We start from the raw sequence: 17,014 nt of genomic DNA on the forward strand, positions 1-17,014 counted from the left end.
CGGCGACCGGTCAGGACCGAACCGGTTCGGCCCGCGTCCGCGACCGGTACCGGGACGGACTGACCCCTGTGTGCCTGCGGAAGGCGGTGCTGAACGCGAACGCGCTGCCGTAGCCGACCCGCGCCGCGACCGCCTCCAGGCTCAGGTCCGGTTCGGCGGTGAGCAGGTCGGAGGCGGTGGTCAGCCGCCAGGTGCGCAGGTAGGTCATGGGCGGGGTGCCCACGGCCCGTTGGAAGCGCGCGGCCAGGGTGGCGCGGGAGACGGAGCAGGCCCGGGCCAGCTCCTCCAGGGTCCACGGGTCGGCGGCGCGTTCGTGGATCAGGTCGAGGGCGCGCGCGACCACCGGGTCGCTCTGCCCGCACAGCCAGTTGGGGACGCGGTCGCAGTCCTCCTCCAGCCACGCGCGCACGGCCATGACGAGAAGGGAGTCCAGGAGCCGGTCGGTGAGACCGGCCTGGGCCACCCGGCCGGAGGTGATCTCGCGGCCCAGCAGGTCCACGAGCACCGGGTCGACCCGCCCACTCGGCAGGACGGTCATCGGCGGCAGCGCGGTCAAGGCGAGTCGGCCGACCTCGCTGTCGTCCTCGTAGGCGCCCATGACCGCCGTGTCCTCACCGTCGGGGTCGTTGCCCCAGATCCCGACACCGTGGTTCATGGTCAGGTGGACCTCCTCCCCCTCGGCGGACACGCAGCGCTGGCCGGGAAGGATCGTGACGGTGGGCGCGGGGGCGCTCCCGGCGGAGTCCGAGACGACGTACGGATCGGGCCCGCGCATCAGGACCACGTCGCCGGGGGCCAGGTCGGCCTCACCGTGGGCGCTGGTCACGCGGATCCGCCCCGAGGTCACCACGACGAGGGCCAGCGCAGCGCCGTCGCGGACCTCGATCGCCCAGGGCGGGCGCATCACCGTGCGCAGCACGCAGGCGCCCCGGGCGCGGGGGCCGTCCAGGAAGTGGGTGAGGGGATCCATGTCCCCACCCTACGCCGATTCAGACGATCTCTTATGTAATCCAGCGTCTGAACGATGTTCCGTCCGGATCGGCGCTGCTGTACTGAACGCATGACGACACACGAACGCATTCTCGTCACCGGCGGCACCGGCATGACCGGGCGCCGCGTCACCGATCTCCTCAGGCAGCGCGGCGTCGACGTCCGCGTCGGGTCGCGGTCAGGCGCCCCGCCCTTCGAGTGGCACGACACCGGCACCTGGGACCCGGTTCTGGAGGGGGTCACGGGCGTCTACCTCTGCTACCACCCCGACCTCGCCTTTCCCGGGGCGGCCGAGACCGTCGCCGCCTTCGCCGCCCGGGCCGCCGAGCGCGGAGTGCGCAGGGCGGTGCTCCTGTCCGGACGCGGGGAGGACGGCGCCCTCGCCGCCGAACACGCGGTCCGCGAGGCGTTCCCGGCCACGACCCTGGCGCGGTCCTCGTATTTCGCGCAGAACTTCTCCGAGTCCTTCTTCACCGAGCAGGTCCGCGCGGGGACCACGCTCCTACCGGTTCCGGACGTCGCCGAACCCTTCATCGACCTGGACGACCTCGCCGAGGTCGCCGTGACGGCGCTGACCGGGGACGGACACGCCGGGCGGACCTACGACCTGACCGGGCCCCGGTCGCTGACCTTCACGGAGGCCGCGGCGGTCCTGTCCGAGGCGTCCGGACGGACGGTGGAACACCGGTCGATCACACCGGAGGAGTACGTCGAGGGAGCGGTAGCGGAGGGCCTTCCCGCCGAGCTCGCCCAGGGCCTGGTGGAGATCTTCCAGGGGACCCTGGACGGACGCAACACCGAGCCGACCGACGACGTACGGCGGGTGCTCGGCCGTCCGGCGGGCGACTTCGCCGACTACGCCCGCCGCGCGGCGCGCACCGGGGCGTGGACCTGACCACGCCCTCCCCCGTGACGTGGCCTAACGTGGGGGCGCGCCCAGCCCGTTCCCGCCGCTGAGAGGTCCCGTGTCCGCGTCCGAGAGGTTCCAGAGCGTCTTCGTGGCCGCCGCGGCGCTCGCCGGGCTGGCGGTCGGCTCCCTGTGGCCCGTCGGCGCCGCCGCGGGCCACGTGGTCCTGCCCGCGCTGATCCTCCTGCTGGTGGCGGTGTTCACCCAGGTGGACACGGGGCAGGTCCGCGCCGTCCGGGAGACCGGGCGGGTGGTCGCGGCGAGCCTGGTGCTCAACTTCGTGTTCACTCCGCTCCTGGCGTGGGCGCTGGGGGCCGGGCTGCTCGGGGTCAGCCCCGACCTGCGGATCGGGCTGCTGTTGCTGCTGGTCACGCCCTGCACGGACTGGTACCTGGTCTTCACCGGCCTGGCCCGGGGGCACATGGGGGCGGCCACCGCTCTGCTGCCGGTCAACCTGGTGCTCCAGCTCGTCCTGCTGCCGGTGTACGTGGTGCTGCTGGGCGGTGAGGCGGCGATGGTGGGCGCCCGCACCCTCGTCGAGGCGGTGCTCCTGGTCCTGCTGCTCCCCCTGGTGACGGCGGTGGTCCTGCGCCGGACGGCGCGGTGGTGGAGGGGTCCGCTCTGGCGGGACCGGGTGCTCATGGGATGGGCGAACCGGGCGGTGCTGCCGCTGCTGTACACCGCCGTGCTGGCGATGTTCGCGTGGCAGGCGCGCACGGTCGCCGGGCACGCCGGGGAGCTGGTCGCCCTGCTGCCGCCGTTGGCGGTGTTCTTCGTGGTCGCGCCCCTTGCCGCGCTGGCGGCCTCGCGCGCCCTGCGGCTGCCCGCCGACCAGCGGGTCACGCTCACCATGACGACGGTCGCGCGCAACTCGCCGGTCGCCCTGGCGGTGGCCGTCGCCGCCTTCCCCGACCGGCCGCTCATCGCCGTCGCCCTCGTGGCGGGCCCCCTGTTGGAGCTGCCGGTGCTGGCGGTGCTCAGCCAGCTCGTGCGGGTGCGGTGGACCGACGCGCCCGGCTGAGCCCGGACGGCCCGAGGCGGTCAGACCAGCTGGGCGGAGAGGGCGCCGCGACGGCTCTGGAGGAGCTCGATCCGGGCGTCCAGGTCGCGGCCGAGGTGCCCGGCGCCTGGCGCGCCGTCGTACGCGACTTCCTCGACCGGCACCCCTGACGGGGCCGGTCGTCCCTCAGACGACGGAGGGCGCGGCCGTCCGGGCGAAGGCCCAGGCGTCGGCGACGATGTCGTGCAGGTCGGGGCGCTCGGGACGCCAGCCGAGCACGCGCGCGGCGCGCTCGGCCGAGGCCACCAGGACGGCGGGGTCCCCGGGGCGGCGCGCGGCGGACACGGCCGGGATCGGATGGCCGGTGACCTCACGGCAGACGTCGAGCACCCGTTGGACGGAGAAGCCCGCGCCGTTGCCCAGGTTGAGGATCTCGTGCCCGCCGGGCCGGGCGTGCTCCAGCGCCAGCAGGTGCGCCCGGGCCAGGTCGGCGACGTGGATGTAGTCGCGCACGCACGTGCCGTCGGGGGTGGGGTAGTCGTCGCCGAAGACCGACACCGACGCCCGCCCGCCCGAGGCCACGGACAGCACGGTCGGGATCAGGTGGGTCTCGACCGTGTGCCGCTCGCCCCGGCCCCGGTCGGCTCCGGCGACGTTGAAGTACCGCAGGCTGACCGCCGCGGTCCCGTGCAGGCGGGCGTGCTCGGTCAGGGCGGCGTCGACGGCGGCCTTGGTGGCGCCGTAGGGGTTGGTGGGGCGGATCGGGGCGTCCTCGGTGATCGGGACCGTCTCCGGTTCGCCGTAGACGGCGGCGGTCGAGGAGAAGACCAGCCGCCCGGTGCCGGTCGCGCGCATCGCCTCCAGCAGCGCGAGCGAGGTGCCCACGTTGCCGTCCCAGTAGCGGTCGGGACGGGCGACCGACTCGGAGACGACCGAGCGGGCCGCGAAGTGCACGACCGCATCGTGGCCCTCGGCGAGGACCTCGGCCGCGCGGTCGCGCACGGTGCCGCGTACGAGGCGCGCCCCGGGGTGGACGGCGTCGGCGTGGCCCGTGGAGAGGTCGTCGAGCACGGTGACCCGGTGGCCCTCCTCGACGAGCCGCGCGGTGACGACGCTGCCGATGTATCCGGCGCCTCCCGTGACCAGAATCCTCACCGTCGTCTCCCCCGTGATCGGCGTTGTGGAGTCGTGATCGCCCGTGGCGATCGGATCCACCCTAGTTCCCCGGCGGAGGACATGTGCGTGATTCGGTGGTCGCGGCGGACGGAAACGGCGCGCACGCGCCCAGGAAAAGGGAGTTTCCATCGTCTTCCCGGACATCACCATCCTTTTCCCGGAGTTCGCCGACATTCGTCCGCGCTCTCCTTCGCGCCCCGGACACAGGGCGACACGGACACGGCCCCACGGACGACATGCGACAGGGAAGCCCTTGGCGGGTCTTCCCTGTCAGGCGTGTGCCGCTGCGGCACACGGTCGGTCTCCCGGGTGCGACGGGTCGCTCACGCGGCCGGGGTCGCCGGGACTCACACTGTGGACGCGGTGGTGATCACCAACGGCGCCATAGCCGTCGTTCGTCCACCGCAGGACCGGCGTGGGTCGTCACCCCTGTACTCCTCGCAGCGCCGCGGATCCGTGGGCGCCGCGGACTCCGTCGTCCTGGCCGAGACGGTCTCCTGTCGGACGGCTGCCTGACCGTCGGTCCGGGCGTCCGTCTCCGTCGCGGCGGACGGCGCGCCGAACGCCAGGGTCGGAATCACGAGCCCCGCGAACAGGGCGCCTGCCATCGTCTTCCGCTTCATGGGGCCCTCCTCCCCTGGGTTCTGCTTGGCTTTTCTCTTACTGTCTGTCTACCCACACCTGGGGGGTTATAGGTGAACCGTCAGGGAGGTGACACTCGTTCCGCCCTTTTCCGCCGACGAGGAGTTCACCGTTCCCCGAAAAACGGATACGGGGTGGGCCGGGCTCGCTCCACGCGGATCAGCCAGAGCGTCTCCGGCCGATCGGCCGGAGACCTCACGCGTTGGCCCACCAGATGCTCAGGTTGAGGGCCGAGGCGTAGGCCGCCCAGAGGAGGTAGGGAACGAGCAGCAGGGCGGAGAGCCGACGCAGGCGCCAGAAGGCGGCGACCGTGACGGCCAGGGCGACGAGCAGCAGGCAGATGTCGAGGAACGCCAGTCCGTACTGGCGCAGGCCGAAGAACAGCGGGGTCCACATCGCGTTCAGTCCGAGTTGAACGCACCACCACACCAGCGCGACGCGCGCGCCCCGCCCCGACCGCCGCCAGACCAGCCAGGCCGCCACGCCGATCATTCCGTAGAGAACCGTCCACACCGGGGCGAACAGCCATGGCGGCGGCGCCCAGGCCGGTCGTTCCAACGAGGCGTACACGGCACCGGCGTCCGACGCCGCGGCGGACCCCAGGGCCGCCACCGCGTAGGCGGCGCCGACGAACACCACCAGGGAGACCAGGCCGGGACCCCGACCGCTGCCGGCGGACGGGGCGGACGAGTTCGTGGTCGACACGGTGTCCACCGTATCGACCGGTACCGGTGCGGGCACGGACCGGCTCACTCCACACGGATCAGCCCGCGTTGGATCGCGGTGGTGATCGCGGCGGTCCGGTTGTCCACACCGAGTTTGTCGAACACGTGCACCAGGTGGGTCTTGACCGTCGCCTCGCTGATGAACAGCTCCCGCGAGATCGCCCGGTTGGACAGCCCCCGCGCGAGCAGCCCCAGAATCTCCAGTTCGCGCGCGCTCAGCGCCGGGCTCGGCGAGCGCAGCCGGGCCATGAGCCGGTTGGCGACGTCGGGCGCCAACGCCGTCTGTCCGCGCGCCGCCGCGTGCACGGCCTCGCACAGCTGGTCGGGCGGGGCGTCCTTGAGCATGTAGCCGGTCGCCCCGGCCTCGACCGCCGCCAGGATGTCGGCGTCGGTGTCGTAGGTGGTCAGCACGAGCACGGGGGGTGGGGCGTCGAGTTCGGTGATCCGGCGGATCGCGGTCACCCCGTCCATCCCCCCGCCCATGCGCAGGTCCATGAGAACCACGTCCACGCCGGTCCCGGCGGCCAACACGTCCAGGGCCGCCCGCCCGTCGGCCGCCTCGGCCACCACCTCCATGTCGGGACGGTCGGCGAACATCGCGGTGAGCCCGTGGCGCACGACCGGGTGGTCGTCCACGAGCAGGATGCGCAGCGGGGTCTCGGTCACGGGGACTCCTCACGGGTCAGCGGCAGGCGGACGGCGATCGCGGTGCCCTGGCCGGGGGCGGACTCCACGTCGAGCCGCCCGCCGAGCAGCGCGACCCGCTCCCGCAGCCCCACCAGGCCGAACCCGGTGCCGTCGTCCCCGCGCGGTGTGTGCCCGGGGTCGAACCCGACCCCGTCGTCGAACACGTCCAGGGTGACCTCCCCCTCCAGGTAGCCGAGCGTGACCACGGCCGTCCGGGCGCGGGCGTGCGCGGCGACGTTGGCCAGGCTGGCCTGCGCCGCGCGCAGCAGAGCCACCTCGTAGCCGGGCGGCAGCGCGGTCGGCGTCCCGTCCAGGCGGAGGCGGCAGTCGATCCCCTCGGCCCGGCCGACCCGTGCGCACAGGCGGCGCAGGGCCTCGGGCAGGTCGCCGCCGGCCAGGGACGGCGGGGCCAGGTCGCGGACGAACCGCCGCGCCTCGGCGAGGTTGGCCGAGGCGCTCTCGCGGGCCTCCGCGATCCTCGCCGCCGCCAGGTCGGGCGCCTCGGGCAGGGCGCTCTCCGCGGCGCGCAGCAGCAGGACGATGCTGGACAGGCCCTGCGCGAGCGTGTCGTGGATCTCCCGGGCCAGACGCTCGCGTTCGTCGAGCACCCCCGCGCGCCGCTGGCTCTCGGCGAGTGCGTCGCGGGTCCGGGTGAGGGTGTCGATCAGCTCCCGCCGCCGCTCGCTCTCCCGGTACAGGGCCACGTAGCCGACGGCGATCGCCACGGCGAACGCCGCGCCGAGGATCGGCCCCAGGACCGTCCCCGCGGTGACGTCCGCCGCGTGCAGGGCCTGTCCGCCGATCGCGGCGGCGGTGATCACGGCGACCGCCACCACGCCGTGCGCGCCGGGCAGCAGGTGCAGGTGGAGGAAGAACAGGGGGAAGGCCAGCCACACGAACCCCGGGGCGGCCAGGGACAGCAGCGCCCACAGGGCGGTGACGGCGGCCAGCCAGACCAGGGAGCGCCCGCGCCGCACGCCGTGCCGGGCCGCCAGCGCGCCCCCGCAGTAGACGGCGGCGAGCAGCAGCGCGCCAGCCACGACCGCCCACCGGGTCCACAGCGGGTGCCCCGGCGCCACGGCGTCGGGACCGGGCAGGAGGTAGCGGGCCAGGCCCAGCCCGAGCAGCAGCAGGAAGCACGCGTGCAGCAGCAGCCGGAGGGCGCGCAGCACCGTCGTGACCTCGGGCGCCCTGGTGACCCGTCCTTCGTCGTACCGCATCATCGCAGCGTACGGCGTGCTCGGCCCGCCCCGCATCAACCGAACGGTGGAGTTCGCGCTCCACCCCGGCCCCGCCGAGGGCGCTCCCTTCGGGCGATGCGGCCGAGCCCGGCCTCGGGGGAGCCTGGGGGACATGCACCACTCATGTGTTCCCAGGAAGGAGGGCCGCCGTGTTCGTCGCCCTTCGTGACATCCGCTTCGCCCGGGGGCGGTTCGCCCTCATGGGGTCGGTCGTCGCGCTCATCACCCTGCTGGTCGTCCTGCTGTCCGGGCTGACGGCGGGGCTGGCCGACCAGTCCACCTCGGCCATCCGCGACCTGCCCGCCAGCCGCATCGCCTTCGGGACCTCCGGCGACGGCGACCCCGAGGAGTCCTACGCCGACAGCACCGTCACCGGAGCCCAGCTCGACGCCTGGCGCGGTACCGACGGCGTGGCGTGGGCCGAGCCGCTGGGCCTGACCACCGTCCGCGCGGAGTTCACCGGCGGCGCGTCCTCGGCGGTGGCGCTGCTGGCCGCCCCGGCGGGCGGGCGCCTCGCACCGGAGGGCGTCGCCGACGGCGTGGTCGTCTCCCGGGACCTCGCCGACGAGTACGGGCTCGAACCCGGTGACACGCTCACCGTCGTCGGGACCGACCTGACCGTGGCCGACGTCGCCGACACCGGCCACCACAGCCACCTGCCCGTGGTGTGGGCCGACATCGACGCCTGGCGGGACCTGGACCCGCGCCCGGACCGGGGCGGGGACCCCGACACGCCGGTCGCCAACGTCATCGCCGCCCGGGTCTCCTCCTCCGACGCCGCCGCGACGGCCGACGCCGCCGCCGGGACGCTGTCGGTCACCCGTGCCGACAGTCTGACCGCGATCGGCTCCTTCTCCTCCGAGAACGGGTCCCTGGTGGCCATGCAGGGCTTCCTGTACGCGATCTCCGCGCTCGTGGTCGGGGCGTTCCTGACCGTGTGGACGATCCAGCGCGCCGGGGACGTCGCGATCCTCAAGGCGCTCGGCGGCTCCACCCGCTATCTGCTGCGTGACGCGCTCGCCCAGGCGGCCGTCGTCCTCGTCTCGGGCGCCGCCGTGGGCGGTGCCGCGGGTGCGGCGCTGGGCGCGGCGGCCGCGTCTGCGGTGCCCTTCGAGCTGGCCCCGACGACCACCCTCGCGCCGGTGGCCGCGATGGTCGCGCTGGGCATGCTCGGCGCGGTCCTGGCCGTCCGCCGCGTCACCTCCGTCGATCCGTTGACCGCCCTGGGAGGCGTCCGATGAGCCTGGAACTGCACGACGTGACCCTGACCTTCCCCGACGGCGACGGGGTGGTGACCGCCCTGGACCGGGTGTCGGTCCGGGTGTCCCCCGGTGAGCTGGCCGCCGTGGTCGGCCCGTCCGGTTCGGGGAAGTCGAGCCTGCTGGCGGTGGCCGCCACCCTGGTGCGCCCGGACTCGGGCGCGGTGGCCGTGGGCGGGACCGACACGCTCGGCCTGCGGCCCCGGGAGCTGGCCGCCCTCCGGCTGCGGGAGGCGGGGATCGTGTTCCAGCAGCCGAACCTGCTGGGGTCGCTCACCGCCGTCGAACAGCTCCAGGCGGTCGAGCACATGCGCGGGCGCCCACCCCGTCGGTCGCGTGCCGCCGCCCTGGAGACCCTGGCCGCCGTCGGGCTGTCGGGCAGGGAGCACCGGCGCCCGCACCAGCTGTCGGGGGGTGAGCGCCAGCGGGTAAACATCGCCCGCGCCCTGGTGGGGCGGCCGAGCGTCCTGCTGGTGGACGAGCCGACGGCGGCGCTGGACCACGATCGGGGAGCGCGGATCATGGACCTGCTCTCCGAGGCCACCCGGACGTTCGACGTGGCCACCCTGCTGGTCACCCACGACACCGAACACCTCGGTGCGGCCGACCGGACGCTGGAGATGCGCGACGGCCGTCTCTCCGCCCTCGCACGGACCCGGTGACACCGATCCGACGGCCGCGTCCCACCGGTGGGACCACGTTCTGCCGACGGGCGCGGGACCGCGGCGCCGTCCCCCATCTGGTCCCCGGGGCGTCTGCACCGCCGCTGTGCCCCCGCTGCACCCGGGATGCAGTCCCGGTACAGCCGGTTCACCGACGCTGGCGGTCATGCTCAGGAAACCGCGACATTTCGGTGACACGATCGGCGTCGCCCGACGGGGCGACCAGGCACACGGCTCCGGCCGACGGTCCGGGACGACCGACCACCTCCGCGCGGGGGACCGCCGCAGCCGCCCCGGCCCCGCGGCCGCCGCGCGCGCCGTGGGCCACGGCCGCGTCGGCGGCCCGCGCGGATCGGTCTCGGGGACCCCGGAGGAGCGGATCCGGCGGGTGATCGACACCGCCCGGGCACAGGTCGGCCGAGGCTACAGTTACTCCTGGGGCGCCGGCGGCTACGGTGGCCCCTCCTACGGGATCAGTTCCCCCAGCCCCGACGGCCACTACGACCACGACGTCCTCGGCTTCGACGGTGCGGGACTGACGCTGTACGCCTTCTGGACCGGTGCGGGCATCGACATCGGCGTCCATCCCGAGGCGCAGTACCGGCACGGCTCCGCCAGGCGGGTTCCCTACGACCAGCGCAAGCCCGGCGACCTGGTTTTCTGGGAGGACGCTCCCTCCCCGCCCACACACGTGGCGCTCTACACCGGCGGCGACCGGATCATCGAGGCGGCTCCGCCGCGCGACGCCGACAGCGTCCGTGTGTCGCGGATCGAGGGGCCCCACGGTTCTCCCGTGCCCACCGTGGTCCGGTTCATCGAGTAGATCGAGAAGGCATCGACCGCCGCCCACGCCCAGGATCCGTTCATCCCGTTGTGGGAGAATCCTCGGCGTGGACTTCCTCGTACTCGGCCCCCTTCGCATCACGAACGGCGACGTGTCGGCGGCCCCACGGGCCGCCAAGGACCGGCTCTTCCTCGGCGAACTGCTGGCCCACGCGGGTAGTCGAGTCTCCACCCCGCACCTGGCCGACGCCCTCTGGCCACAACGCCCGCCCGCCAACCCCGCCAACGCCGTCCAGGTGCGCGCCTCGCGGTTACGCGCGACGCTGCGCTCCGTCGGCGGGTCCGACGAGATCTTCGAGACCGTTCGGACGAACCCGGGCGGCTACCTCCTCGCGACCGCCCCGTCGGACCTGACCCGGTTACGGGAGGCGGTCCGCCTGGCGCCGGACTCGGCGGAGGGCAGGAGTCTTCTGGCGGACGCGCTGGCGCTTTGGCGGGGCGAACCCTTCGCGGACGTCCCCGACACCCTCTGCGTCGAGGCCGAGCGGGAGCGGGCGCGCGAACTCCGGCTCACCGCCCTGGAACTGTACGCCGACCTGTCGCTACGGGACGGTCGGCCCGAGCCCACTCTCATCGCGGAGCTGTCCGAGCAGACCGGGCTCCACCCCCTCCGGGAGTCTCTGCACGGTGGTCTGATCCGGCTGCTGCACGCCTCCGGGAGGTCGGCGGAGGCGCTGGACGCCTACGAGAGGCTGCGCCGGAGGCTCGCCGAGGAACTCGGGTGCGACCCGAGGCCGGAGATCCAGGAGCTGTACCAGGGGCTCCTGCGCGACACGGCCGCGGCGCGGCCCACGACGCCCCCGACACCGGGCCCCGCGCCGCCGGATTCCGCACCGACCGGGACTCAGGACGGCCCGGCCGAGATCGGGAACGGGTCGGGCTGCTGCCCTGTGGCCGGGGCAGCATGGTCCTGGTGACCAGCCGACGCGACCTGAGCGGTCTCGTGGCGCGGCACGGGGCGCGACGCGTCCGCCTCGACGTGCTGAGTCCCGAGGAGTCGGTCCGACTCCTGAGATCGGTCACCGGCGCCGAAGCCCTGGCGGGGCGGCCGGAGGCCGAGGCCGAGATCAGCGAGCACTGCGGGCGCCTGCCCCTGGCGCTGCGTCTGGCCGCCGCCAACATCAGCACCCGGAGCTGGGACGTCGCCGAGGCGCTAAACGCCCTCCAGGGGGCCGACCGGTTCTCCTTCCTCTCCGAGGACGGCGGTTCCGGCGGCGTGGCGGCGGCCTTCTCCGGCACCTACCGGTCACTGCCCTCGGACGTGGCCCGGCTCTTCCGGCTGCTGGGAACGGTTCCCCTGCGATCGGTCACGCATCGGACCGCGGCGGCCGTCGCCGACGTGTCCCCGGACCTGGCCGCGGACGGGCTCCGCGGACTGAGCTCCCACCACCTGGTCGAACGCGGCCCCGACGGCCGGTACCGGTTCCAGCGTCTCGTGCGGGCCCACGCCGCCGAACTCGCGTCGGACCGGGAGAGGGCGTCGGTCGCGCACCGGCTGCTGGCCTACTACCAGGACGCAGTCGACAGGTCCGAACCGCGCCTGTGGGAGGAGTGCGGGAACATCACCGCGACCGTCGTCCACGCCCGTGAGCACGGTCGTCCCGAGGAGGTGGTGCGTCTCGTCCGGGCACTGTCCCCCCTGATCCGGGACGGCGGCCCGCACACCGCGTGGCTGACCACCGCACGGGCCGGGTTGGACTGCGCCCGAAGGTGCGCGGCCCCGGAGGCGGAGGCCGCCATGCACGTGCTCCTGGGCGAGATCCACCTACGGTTCGGTCCCACCACCCAGGCAGGGGAGTCCTTCACCGCGGCGCTCGACGCGCACCGGGGGCCCGGGGCGGACCGGACACTGTCCCGTGCCCTGCTCGGGCTGGCCAGGGCCGCCGCCCACCAGGGCGACCTCACCAGGGCGGTCCCGATGCTCGGGCGGGCGTGGCGGACGGCCGAGGGCATCGGCTGGCGGTCCGGGTCGGCGGCCGCGAGGGGGCATCTGGGGGCGATCCTCGGGTGGATGGGGCAGGTGGAGGAGGGGCACCGGAAGCTCGCCCTGTCGATCGAGGAGTGCCGCGAGTCGGGGTCCGAGCCCCTGCTCCACTGGTTGCTGTGCGAGATGAGCTGGAACCGGCGCGCTCTGGGCGACCCGGACACGGCGTGGAGGGACGCCGGGGAGGCGCTGGAGATCGCCGAGGGGATCGGCAGCCCGACGTCGCGTGCGGTCGCCCTCTCCGGTCTGGCCCAGGTTTTGTGCGACGTCGACGACCCGGCCGCGGCGCTCGCCCACGCCGGGAGGGCGATGCGGGCGGCGGAGGAATCGGGGACGCCGTGGGCCGTGACGGCCGCGCTCAACGCCCGGGGGCGCGCCGAGTTGTCGATCGGTCGGCACGCCGACGCCGACGCGCTGTTCACCGACTCCCTGCGGCACCAGGTACGGGACGGGCTGCACTGGCACTCGATCGAGGCGCTGATCGGCCGCGCGGCGGCCTGCGCCGGGTTGGGCCGGGACGAGCGCGCCGCCTGGTTCGCCGAACAGGCGCGGGCGGTGGCGGACCGACACGGTTACGCCCTCCTGAGAGCCCGGGCCGCCGACCAGCTGTCCGAGCTGCGCGCCCGCTCGGACAGGACCGCCGCCATGCCCTGACGACGTTCTCCTCCCACCGCCACGGCCCCGCCCACGGTGGAGGGCCCGCCAGGCGATCGGGCGTTCCATGAGCTTCAAGGGCCCAACGCCTCGATCTCTGCTCGGGCCCTCTCCAACAGACCCTCGCGCACCTGGGCGAAGAGAGCGAAATCCGCAGGGTGTTCCTCGATCAGACCACGTTGCGCCTCGGCCTCGGCGCTCCGCCAGATCTCGACGACCGAGGCTTCTTCCTTGCAGGCCACATCCGCCGTCGCCACCTCGATCTCCTCGGGGAGCGGTTCACTCTCCCTGGCCGCCCAACGAGCGTCGTCTCCCGCTTCCAAAGGTGTTCCGTAGTCGAAGCCCCGGGTCGCCATGCACGTGCTCCATTCAGCGAAGGCGCCGATCACCTCGGGCTCCTCCTGCGACGCGTCGAACCCCGTGGCGATGTAGGAGTTCAACAGGTTGTAGTCCATGTCGGGAACACCGTCCGTGACGCGTTCCCGTGCCTCGCCGTGGCACCCGCCGTCGCCGTCGGCGCCGAAGGCCGCTTGGTATTCCGCGCGTGGCAGGGTTCCACGACTCTCCCGTACCTCGGCCCGGGCCCTGTCGTCCTCGGATCCGATCGGTGCCACGTAGCCGTAGTTTTCGGCCACTTCGGGTTCGATCACGCCGTAGCGCCGCCGGTGTGGAGGGTCGGTGTTCTCCTCCTCCGGAACCGGAAGGACTTCCCAGTCCATTCCGCGCTCCTCCATGCAGTCACGGATGATCAGGTCCTCCGCGTAGTCGATCGTCTGTATCTCGAAAGGGGAGAGAGTGTGGTCGTCGAAGGGAAGGACCAGCGACCGAGCCCGCTCGCTGGAGGGGAGTACGGGATTCTCGGCTCCCTCGTCAGCCCGGACGCCACAGGCGGTGAGACCGAGAACGACGCACAGAGACGCTGCCGCCAGGAGGGAACGTGGGTTGGACATGAGGGTTTTCCGCTCCTCGACATCAGAAGCGGGGGCGGAGGTCCAGCATCCGCCCCCGACCCGTTTCCGGACTACCAGAACTTGATCGAGCTGATGTTGTTGTCGAACCCGTTGTTGGTCAGGTCCTTGTCGGAGGAGTTCGGCTGCGCGTAGTAGGACGGACCCCTGTAGTCCGCGTGCACGTACATGGAGACACCTCTGTCAGTCCGGTTCTTCATCGAGCTGGCGTTGTCGTTGACCCCACGGCAGCCGCTACCGGCCCAGCAGTTGTTCGACAGGTTGCTGTCGTTACCGGAGAAGTAGGCGTAGCCGCCACCGTAGTCGTCGTGCTCGTAGATGTAGAGGTAGCTGGCCTGGGCCCCGACCGTGGGGGCAGCGGCGGCCGAGGCCGCCGGAGCGACTCCGAGCACGCCCGCCAGGGCGATCGAGGCCATCACACCAGCGGTGGTGATCTTGCGCTTCATTCCAGACATGAGACTCCCTTTCACGATGGAACAGACGTGAACCCGGGCCGAAGGCGCCCGACAGGTGGAGGACGGGCTCACGGCCGGGTGTGCTCCCTGTCATGCGCGGGCGCTGGAGACCACGCTGTCGTCACCGGCTTTGTTCTCGCTTGTCTTCCGCTTCGCAACGTGGGGCCTGCGCGTCGTCGTGCGGCGGCTTCCGGGCCAGCCCGATCCGACCGCCCGACTCGGGCCACGGGTCGGAATCGGTCGGCGCCGGGGTTCGTCGGCCTCAGAGTGAGCTGTCGGGACAGGCGGAGCCCGCGCGAGGCACTGCGCCGGGAGACAGACCGCGACCGGTCCTTCCCGGCCAGGAACCCCCGAACGAACGGCGGTCCTGACGCTTCCCGATAGGGTCCGACCCCATGCCGACAGCACAGAAGGTACGAAACACCGCGAATCTCTTCTGGTCCCTGACCATCGACCTGCTGATCGTCCTGGTCGGGGTCTGGATCGTGGCCGGGGTGAAGGCCGGTGTCGGGGAACTGGACGAGAGGTGCGCGCACGGGATCGTCGGCCCCGGCGGATGGCACGAGGTGGAGCGGACCGCCTACCCGCCCAACGTGACGTGCGTGTACCCCGGTGGAGAGGCGATCTCCAGCGCGGGAGTCCTGGTGTTCGTGTGGTGGACGTGCGTGATGCTCGTCGTGGTCTGTGCGCTGCTGGCGTTCGCCCTGGAGTTCGTCGGTTTGTCGCACAGGGGGTTCGACAGCCGCTTTCAGGCCTTCGCGGTCCTCTTTCCCTCGCTGCTCGCGAACCTCTACGTCCTCGTACTCCTGGCGACCGTCGTTCCCACACTCGTCGACCCGACCAGATGCGGGCTCGGCACGAGGTCTTCCGGCGACGGGGCGAACCTTCGGTACGAGCCCTTTCCACAGCAGGTGACGTGCGACTACGGGCACGGCTTCCCGATGACCCTGGTTCCTCAGTGGGTGGCCGCGCTGGAGTGGGCCCTGCTCCTCGCGACGGTGATCTCCCTCGTGGGCGTGCTCGCGCAGCGCCGCGCCCGTGTGTCGTCCCGCGGCTCGGGGATGTGACGGGCCCCGCCACCGACCCTGGCGGGTGTCGGCTCACCTCTACCCGCTGACACGCGCCGGGGCCGCTACGGCGGCCTACTCACCGGCCGGAACGTCCAGATGACCCAGTGCCCGATTTCGCGTGTCCCGAACTCCGGCAGTTGGGCCTTCAGCGACCTCCACGCCGTTATGCGCCCCGTCGCTGCGGCTCGACCTGTGCCGCCCAAAGCCACGTCACCCGCGGCCCGCGCCCGGGCCGCCGTGCCGCCGGGTCCCGCGCAGGGACTGCGGTGACGGGGCTCAGGGACGGAACCGCACCCGCGTCCCGGGCGCGGCCTGGGCCGCCCGGGGCAGGTGCGTGGAGTGCACGACGGCGATGACCGGGTAGCCGCCGGTCACCGGGTGGTCGGCCAGGAACAGCACCGGCTCCCCGCCGGGCGGCACCTGGAGCGACCCCGGCACCATCCCCTCGCTGGGCAGCTCGTCGGTGCGCGACCGCGCCAGCACCGGCCCGGTCAGGCGGGCGCCGACCCGGTCGCTGCGCGAGGTGACCTCGTACTCCCGGGACAGCAGCGTGTCCACGGCCTCCCCGGTGAACCAGTCGTGTCGCGCCCCGAGCACCACCCGCAGGTCGATCACCGGACCGCCCACGGGGGCGGTCGGGGCGTGGTCGACCGGGGGGAACCCGGTGGGCGCCGGACCCACCGGCAGCAGGTCGCCGGGGGCGGGCACGGCCGGGCCGAGCCCCGCCAGGACGTCGGTGCTGCGCGAACCCAGCACCGGGGGCACGTCCACCCCGCCGCGCACGGCCAGGTAGGTGCGCAGTCCCCGGGCGGGCACGCCCATCGACAGCTCCGCCCCGTCGGGCAGGTGCAGGACGGTGTTCGGGGCGGCGCCGCGTCCGTCCACCCGCAGCGGCGCGGGCGCCCCGGTGACGGCCACGGTCACCGGACCGCGGGCGCGCACGCGCAGACCGCCCATGGTGGCCTCCAGGGCGGCGGCGCCGACGGGGTTGGCCAGGAGCCGGTTGGCCAGGGCGTAGGAGTCGGCGTCGGCCGCTCCGGAGCGCCCCACGCCGAGGTCGGCGTGGCCGAACCGCCCCGCGTCCTGCACGGTGGTCATCGGGCCGGTGGCCAGGATCTCCAGCTCGCTCACGCCGCCTCCGTGAATCGCACGCGCACGCCGGGCCGCAGCAGCCCCGGCGGGTCGCGGTCCAGGTCCCACACCCGTACGTCGGTGCGGCCGATCAGCCGCCATCCCCCCGGCGAGCTGCGCGGGTACACCCCGGTGAACTCCCCCGCCAGGGCCACGGATCCGGCGGGAACCCGGGTGCGCGCCTCGGAGCGGCGGGGCACGTGCAGGCGCGGGTCGTCGCCGACCAGGTACCCGAACCCGGGCGCGAAACCGCAGAACGCGACCGTCCACGTGGCTGAGGTGTGGGCCCGGACCACCTCCGCCTGGGTGAGTCCGGTCAGCGCGGCCACGTCGGCCAGGTCCTCGCCGTCGTAGGTGACCGGGATGGTGACCGTGCCGCCGTCGACCGCCCGCTCCGCCCCCTCCAGGGGCAGGGCGGTGACGGCGGCGGCGACCGCGTCGGTGTTCGTGCCGGGCGCCACCCGCAACAGCACGGTGCGGGCGGCGGGCACGACGTCGGTGACCCCGGGCACGGGACGCGCCGCGAGCGCGGCGCGCAGGGCGATCACCTCCGCCAGGTCGGCGACCTCCACCAGCACCCCGGTGTCGGCGCACGTCAGGACGCGCACGTTCGGTTCCTC

19 protein-coding genes and 1 pseudogene are annotated in these 17,014 nt (G+C 73.5%); 9 read left to right on the plus strand and 11 right to left on the minus strand.

Annotation, left to right across the window (positions count from 1 at the left end):
* Positions 1-10 precede the first annotated feature (10 nt).
* Positions 11-970, minus strand: coding sequence for an AraC family transcriptional regulator (locus tag DVR05_RS05625; RefSeq protein WP_116244735.1), 960 nt, complete (start codon positions 968-970; stop codon positions 11-13).
* Between the two features lie 90 nt (positions 971-1,060).
* On the opposite strand from DVR05_RS05625, the gene DVR05_RS05630 reads away from it, so the two are divergent.
* The 3 genes from DVR05_RS05630 to DVR05_RS26510 all read left to right on the plus strand — a co-directional run bounded on the left by DVR05_RS05630 (position 1,061) and on the right by DVR05_RS26510 (position 3,067).
* Positions 1,061-1,885 (plus strand): NAD-dependent epimerase/dehydratase family protein, encoded by an 825-nt coding sequence (locus DVR05_RS05630; protein WP_116244736.1) that lies wholly within the window; start codon positions 1,061-1,063, stop codon positions 1,883-1,885.
* Between the two features lie 70 nt (positions 1,886-1,955).
* Complete coding sequence (locus DVR05_RS05635) at positions 1,956-2,918, plus strand: arsenic resistance protein (RefSeq protein WP_116244737.1); 963 nt, start codon at positions 1,956-1,958, stop codon at positions 2,916-2,918.
* The gene (locus DVR05_RS26510; protein ID WP_157982390.1) at positions 2,897-3,067 is read left to right on the plus strand and encodes a hypothetical protein; all 171 of its coding nucleotides are present in this window, start codon (positions 2,897-2,899) and stop codon (positions 3,065-3,067) included. Before DVR05_RS05635 ends, DVR05_RS26510 begins: the two co-directional genes overlap by 22 nt.
* Before the next feature lie 16 nt (positions 3,068-3,083).
* Here DVR05_RS26510 and galE read toward each other — a convergent pair whose 3' ends face one another.
* The 5 genes from galE to DVR05_RS05660 all read right to left on the minus strand — a co-directional run bounded on the left by galE (position 3,084) and on the right by DVR05_RS05660 (position 7,347).
* Positions 3,084-4,052 (minus strand): UDP-glucose 4-epimerase GalE, encoded by a 969-nt coding sequence (galE, locus tag DVR05_RS05640; protein WP_116244934.1) that lies wholly within the window; start codon positions 4,050-4,052, stop codon positions 3,084-3,086.
* A gap of 368 nt (positions 4,053-4,420) precedes the next feature.
* Positions 4,421-4,696 carry a hypothetical protein gene (locus DVR05_RS05645; RefSeq protein ID WP_116244738.1) on the minus strand — a complete coding sequence of 92 codons (276 nt, stop codon included), beginning with the start codon at positions 4,694-4,696 and terminating at the stop codon, positions 4,421-4,423.
* Between the two features lie 214 nt (positions 4,697-4,910).
* The gene (locus DVR05_RS05650; RefSeq protein ID WP_116244935.1) at positions 4,911-5,420 is read right to left on the minus strand and encodes a TspO/MBR family protein; all 510 of its coding nucleotides are present in this window, start codon (positions 5,418-5,420) and stop codon (positions 4,911-4,913) included.
* A gap of 44 nt (positions 5,421-5,464) precedes the next feature.
* Positions 5,465-6,106, minus strand: coding sequence for a response regulator transcription factor (locus DVR05_RS05655; RefSeq protein WP_116244739.1), 642 nt, complete (start codon positions 6,104-6,106; stop codon positions 5,465-5,467).
* Positions 6,103-7,347 carry a sensor histidine kinase gene (locus DVR05_RS05660; RefSeq protein ID WP_116244936.1) on the minus strand — a complete coding sequence of 415 codons (1,245 nt, stop codon included), beginning with the start codon at positions 7,345-7,347 and terminating at the stop codon, positions 6,103-6,105. The genes DVR05_RS05655 and DVR05_RS05660 overlap by 4 nt, the downstream gene beginning before the upstream one ends.
* 170 nt (positions 7,348-7,517) lie before the next feature.
* Between DVR05_RS05660 and DVR05_RS05665 the strand changes: the two genes are divergently transcribed.
* The 5 genes from DVR05_RS05665 (at position 7,518) to DVR05_RS05685 (ending at position 12,770) form a co-directional block, all read left to right on the plus strand.
* Complete coding sequence (locus DVR05_RS05665) at positions 7,518-8,609, plus strand: ABC transporter permease (protein ID WP_116244740.1); 1,092 nt, start codon at positions 7,518-7,520, stop codon at positions 8,607-8,609.
* Positions 8,606-9,289, plus strand: a complete 684-nt coding sequence (locus DVR05_RS05670) for an ABC transporter ATP-binding protein (RefSeq protein WP_116244741.1) — start codon at positions 8,606-8,608, stop codon at positions 9,287-9,289. Before DVR05_RS05665 ends, DVR05_RS05670 begins: the two co-directional genes overlap by 4 nt.
* 166 nt (positions 9,290-9,455) lie before the next feature.
* On the plus strand, positions 9,456-10,112 hold the full coding sequence (locus tag DVR05_RS05675; protein WP_116244742.1) for a C40 family peptidase: 657 nt from the start codon (positions 9,456-9,458) through the stop codon (positions 10,110-10,112).
* A 67-nt stretch (positions 10,113-10,179) separates the two neighbouring features.
* The gene (locus tag DVR05_RS05680) at positions 10,180-11,049 is read left to right on the plus strand and encodes an AfsR/SARP family transcriptional regulator (protein ID WP_198659057.1); all 870 of its coding nucleotides are present in this window, start codon (positions 10,180-10,182) and stop codon (positions 11,047-11,049) included.
* A complete protein-coding gene (locus DVR05_RS05685) occupies positions 11,046-12,770 on the plus strand; it encodes a hypothetical protein (RefSeq protein WP_157982391.1) in 1,725 nt (574 codons plus the stop codon). The genes DVR05_RS05680 and DVR05_RS05685 overlap by 4 nt, the downstream gene beginning before the upstream one ends.
* 74 nt (positions 12,771-12,844) lie before the next feature.
* Here DVR05_RS05685 and DVR05_RS05690 read toward each other — a convergent pair whose 3' ends face one another.
* Both DVR05_RS05690 and DVR05_RS05695 read right to left on the minus strand, forming a co-directional pair.
* On the minus strand, positions 12,845-13,720 hold the full coding sequence (locus DVR05_RS05690) for a hypothetical protein (RefSeq protein WP_116244745.1): 876 nt from the start codon (positions 13,718-13,720) through the stop codon (positions 12,845-12,847).
* Positions 13,721-13,791: 71 nt separating this feature from the next.
* The gene (locus DVR05_RS05695) at positions 13,792-14,184 is read right to left on the minus strand and encodes a peptidase inhibitor family I36 protein (protein ID WP_232832003.1); all 393 of its coding nucleotides are present in this window, start codon (positions 14,182-14,184) and stop codon (positions 13,792-13,794) included.
* A 404-nt stretch (positions 14,185-14,588) separates the two neighbouring features.
* Between DVR05_RS05695 and DVR05_RS05700 the strand changes: the two genes are divergently transcribed.
* On the plus strand, positions 14,589-15,260 hold the full coding sequence (locus tag DVR05_RS05700; RefSeq protein ID WP_116244746.1) for a hypothetical protein: 672 nt from the start codon (positions 14,589-14,591) through the stop codon (positions 15,258-15,260).
* Positions 15,261-15,335: 75 nt separating this feature from the next.
* Here DVR05_RS05700 and DVR05_RS05705 read toward each other — a convergent pair.
* From DVR05_RS05705 to DVR05_RS05715, 3 genes and pseudogenes are all read right to left on the minus strand, one after another.
* A pseudogene (locus DVR05_RS05705) lies at positions 15,336-15,446 on the minus strand (DUF397 domain-containing protein); the annotation flags it as partial.
* Between the two features lie 93 nt (positions 15,447-15,539).
* Positions 15,540-16,394 (minus strand): biotin-dependent carboxyltransferase family protein, encoded by an 855-nt coding sequence (locus tag DVR05_RS05710; protein ID WP_116244748.1) that lies wholly within the window; start codon positions 16,392-16,394, stop codon positions 15,540-15,542.
* The gene (locus DVR05_RS05715; protein WP_116244749.1) at positions 16,391-17,002 is read right to left on the minus strand and encodes an allophanate hydrolase subunit 1; all 612 of its coding nucleotides are present in this window, start codon (positions 17,000-17,002) and stop codon (positions 16,391-16,393) included. Before DVR05_RS05715 ends, DVR05_RS05710 begins: the two co-directional genes overlap by 4 nt.
* Positions 17,003-17,014 lie beyond the last annotated feature (12 nt).

This window comes from Nocardiopsis sp. FIRDI 009 (assembly GCF_003386285.1).
Classification (GTDB): Bacteria; Actinomycetota; Actinomycetes; order Streptosporangiales; family Streptosporangiaceae; genus Nocardiopsis.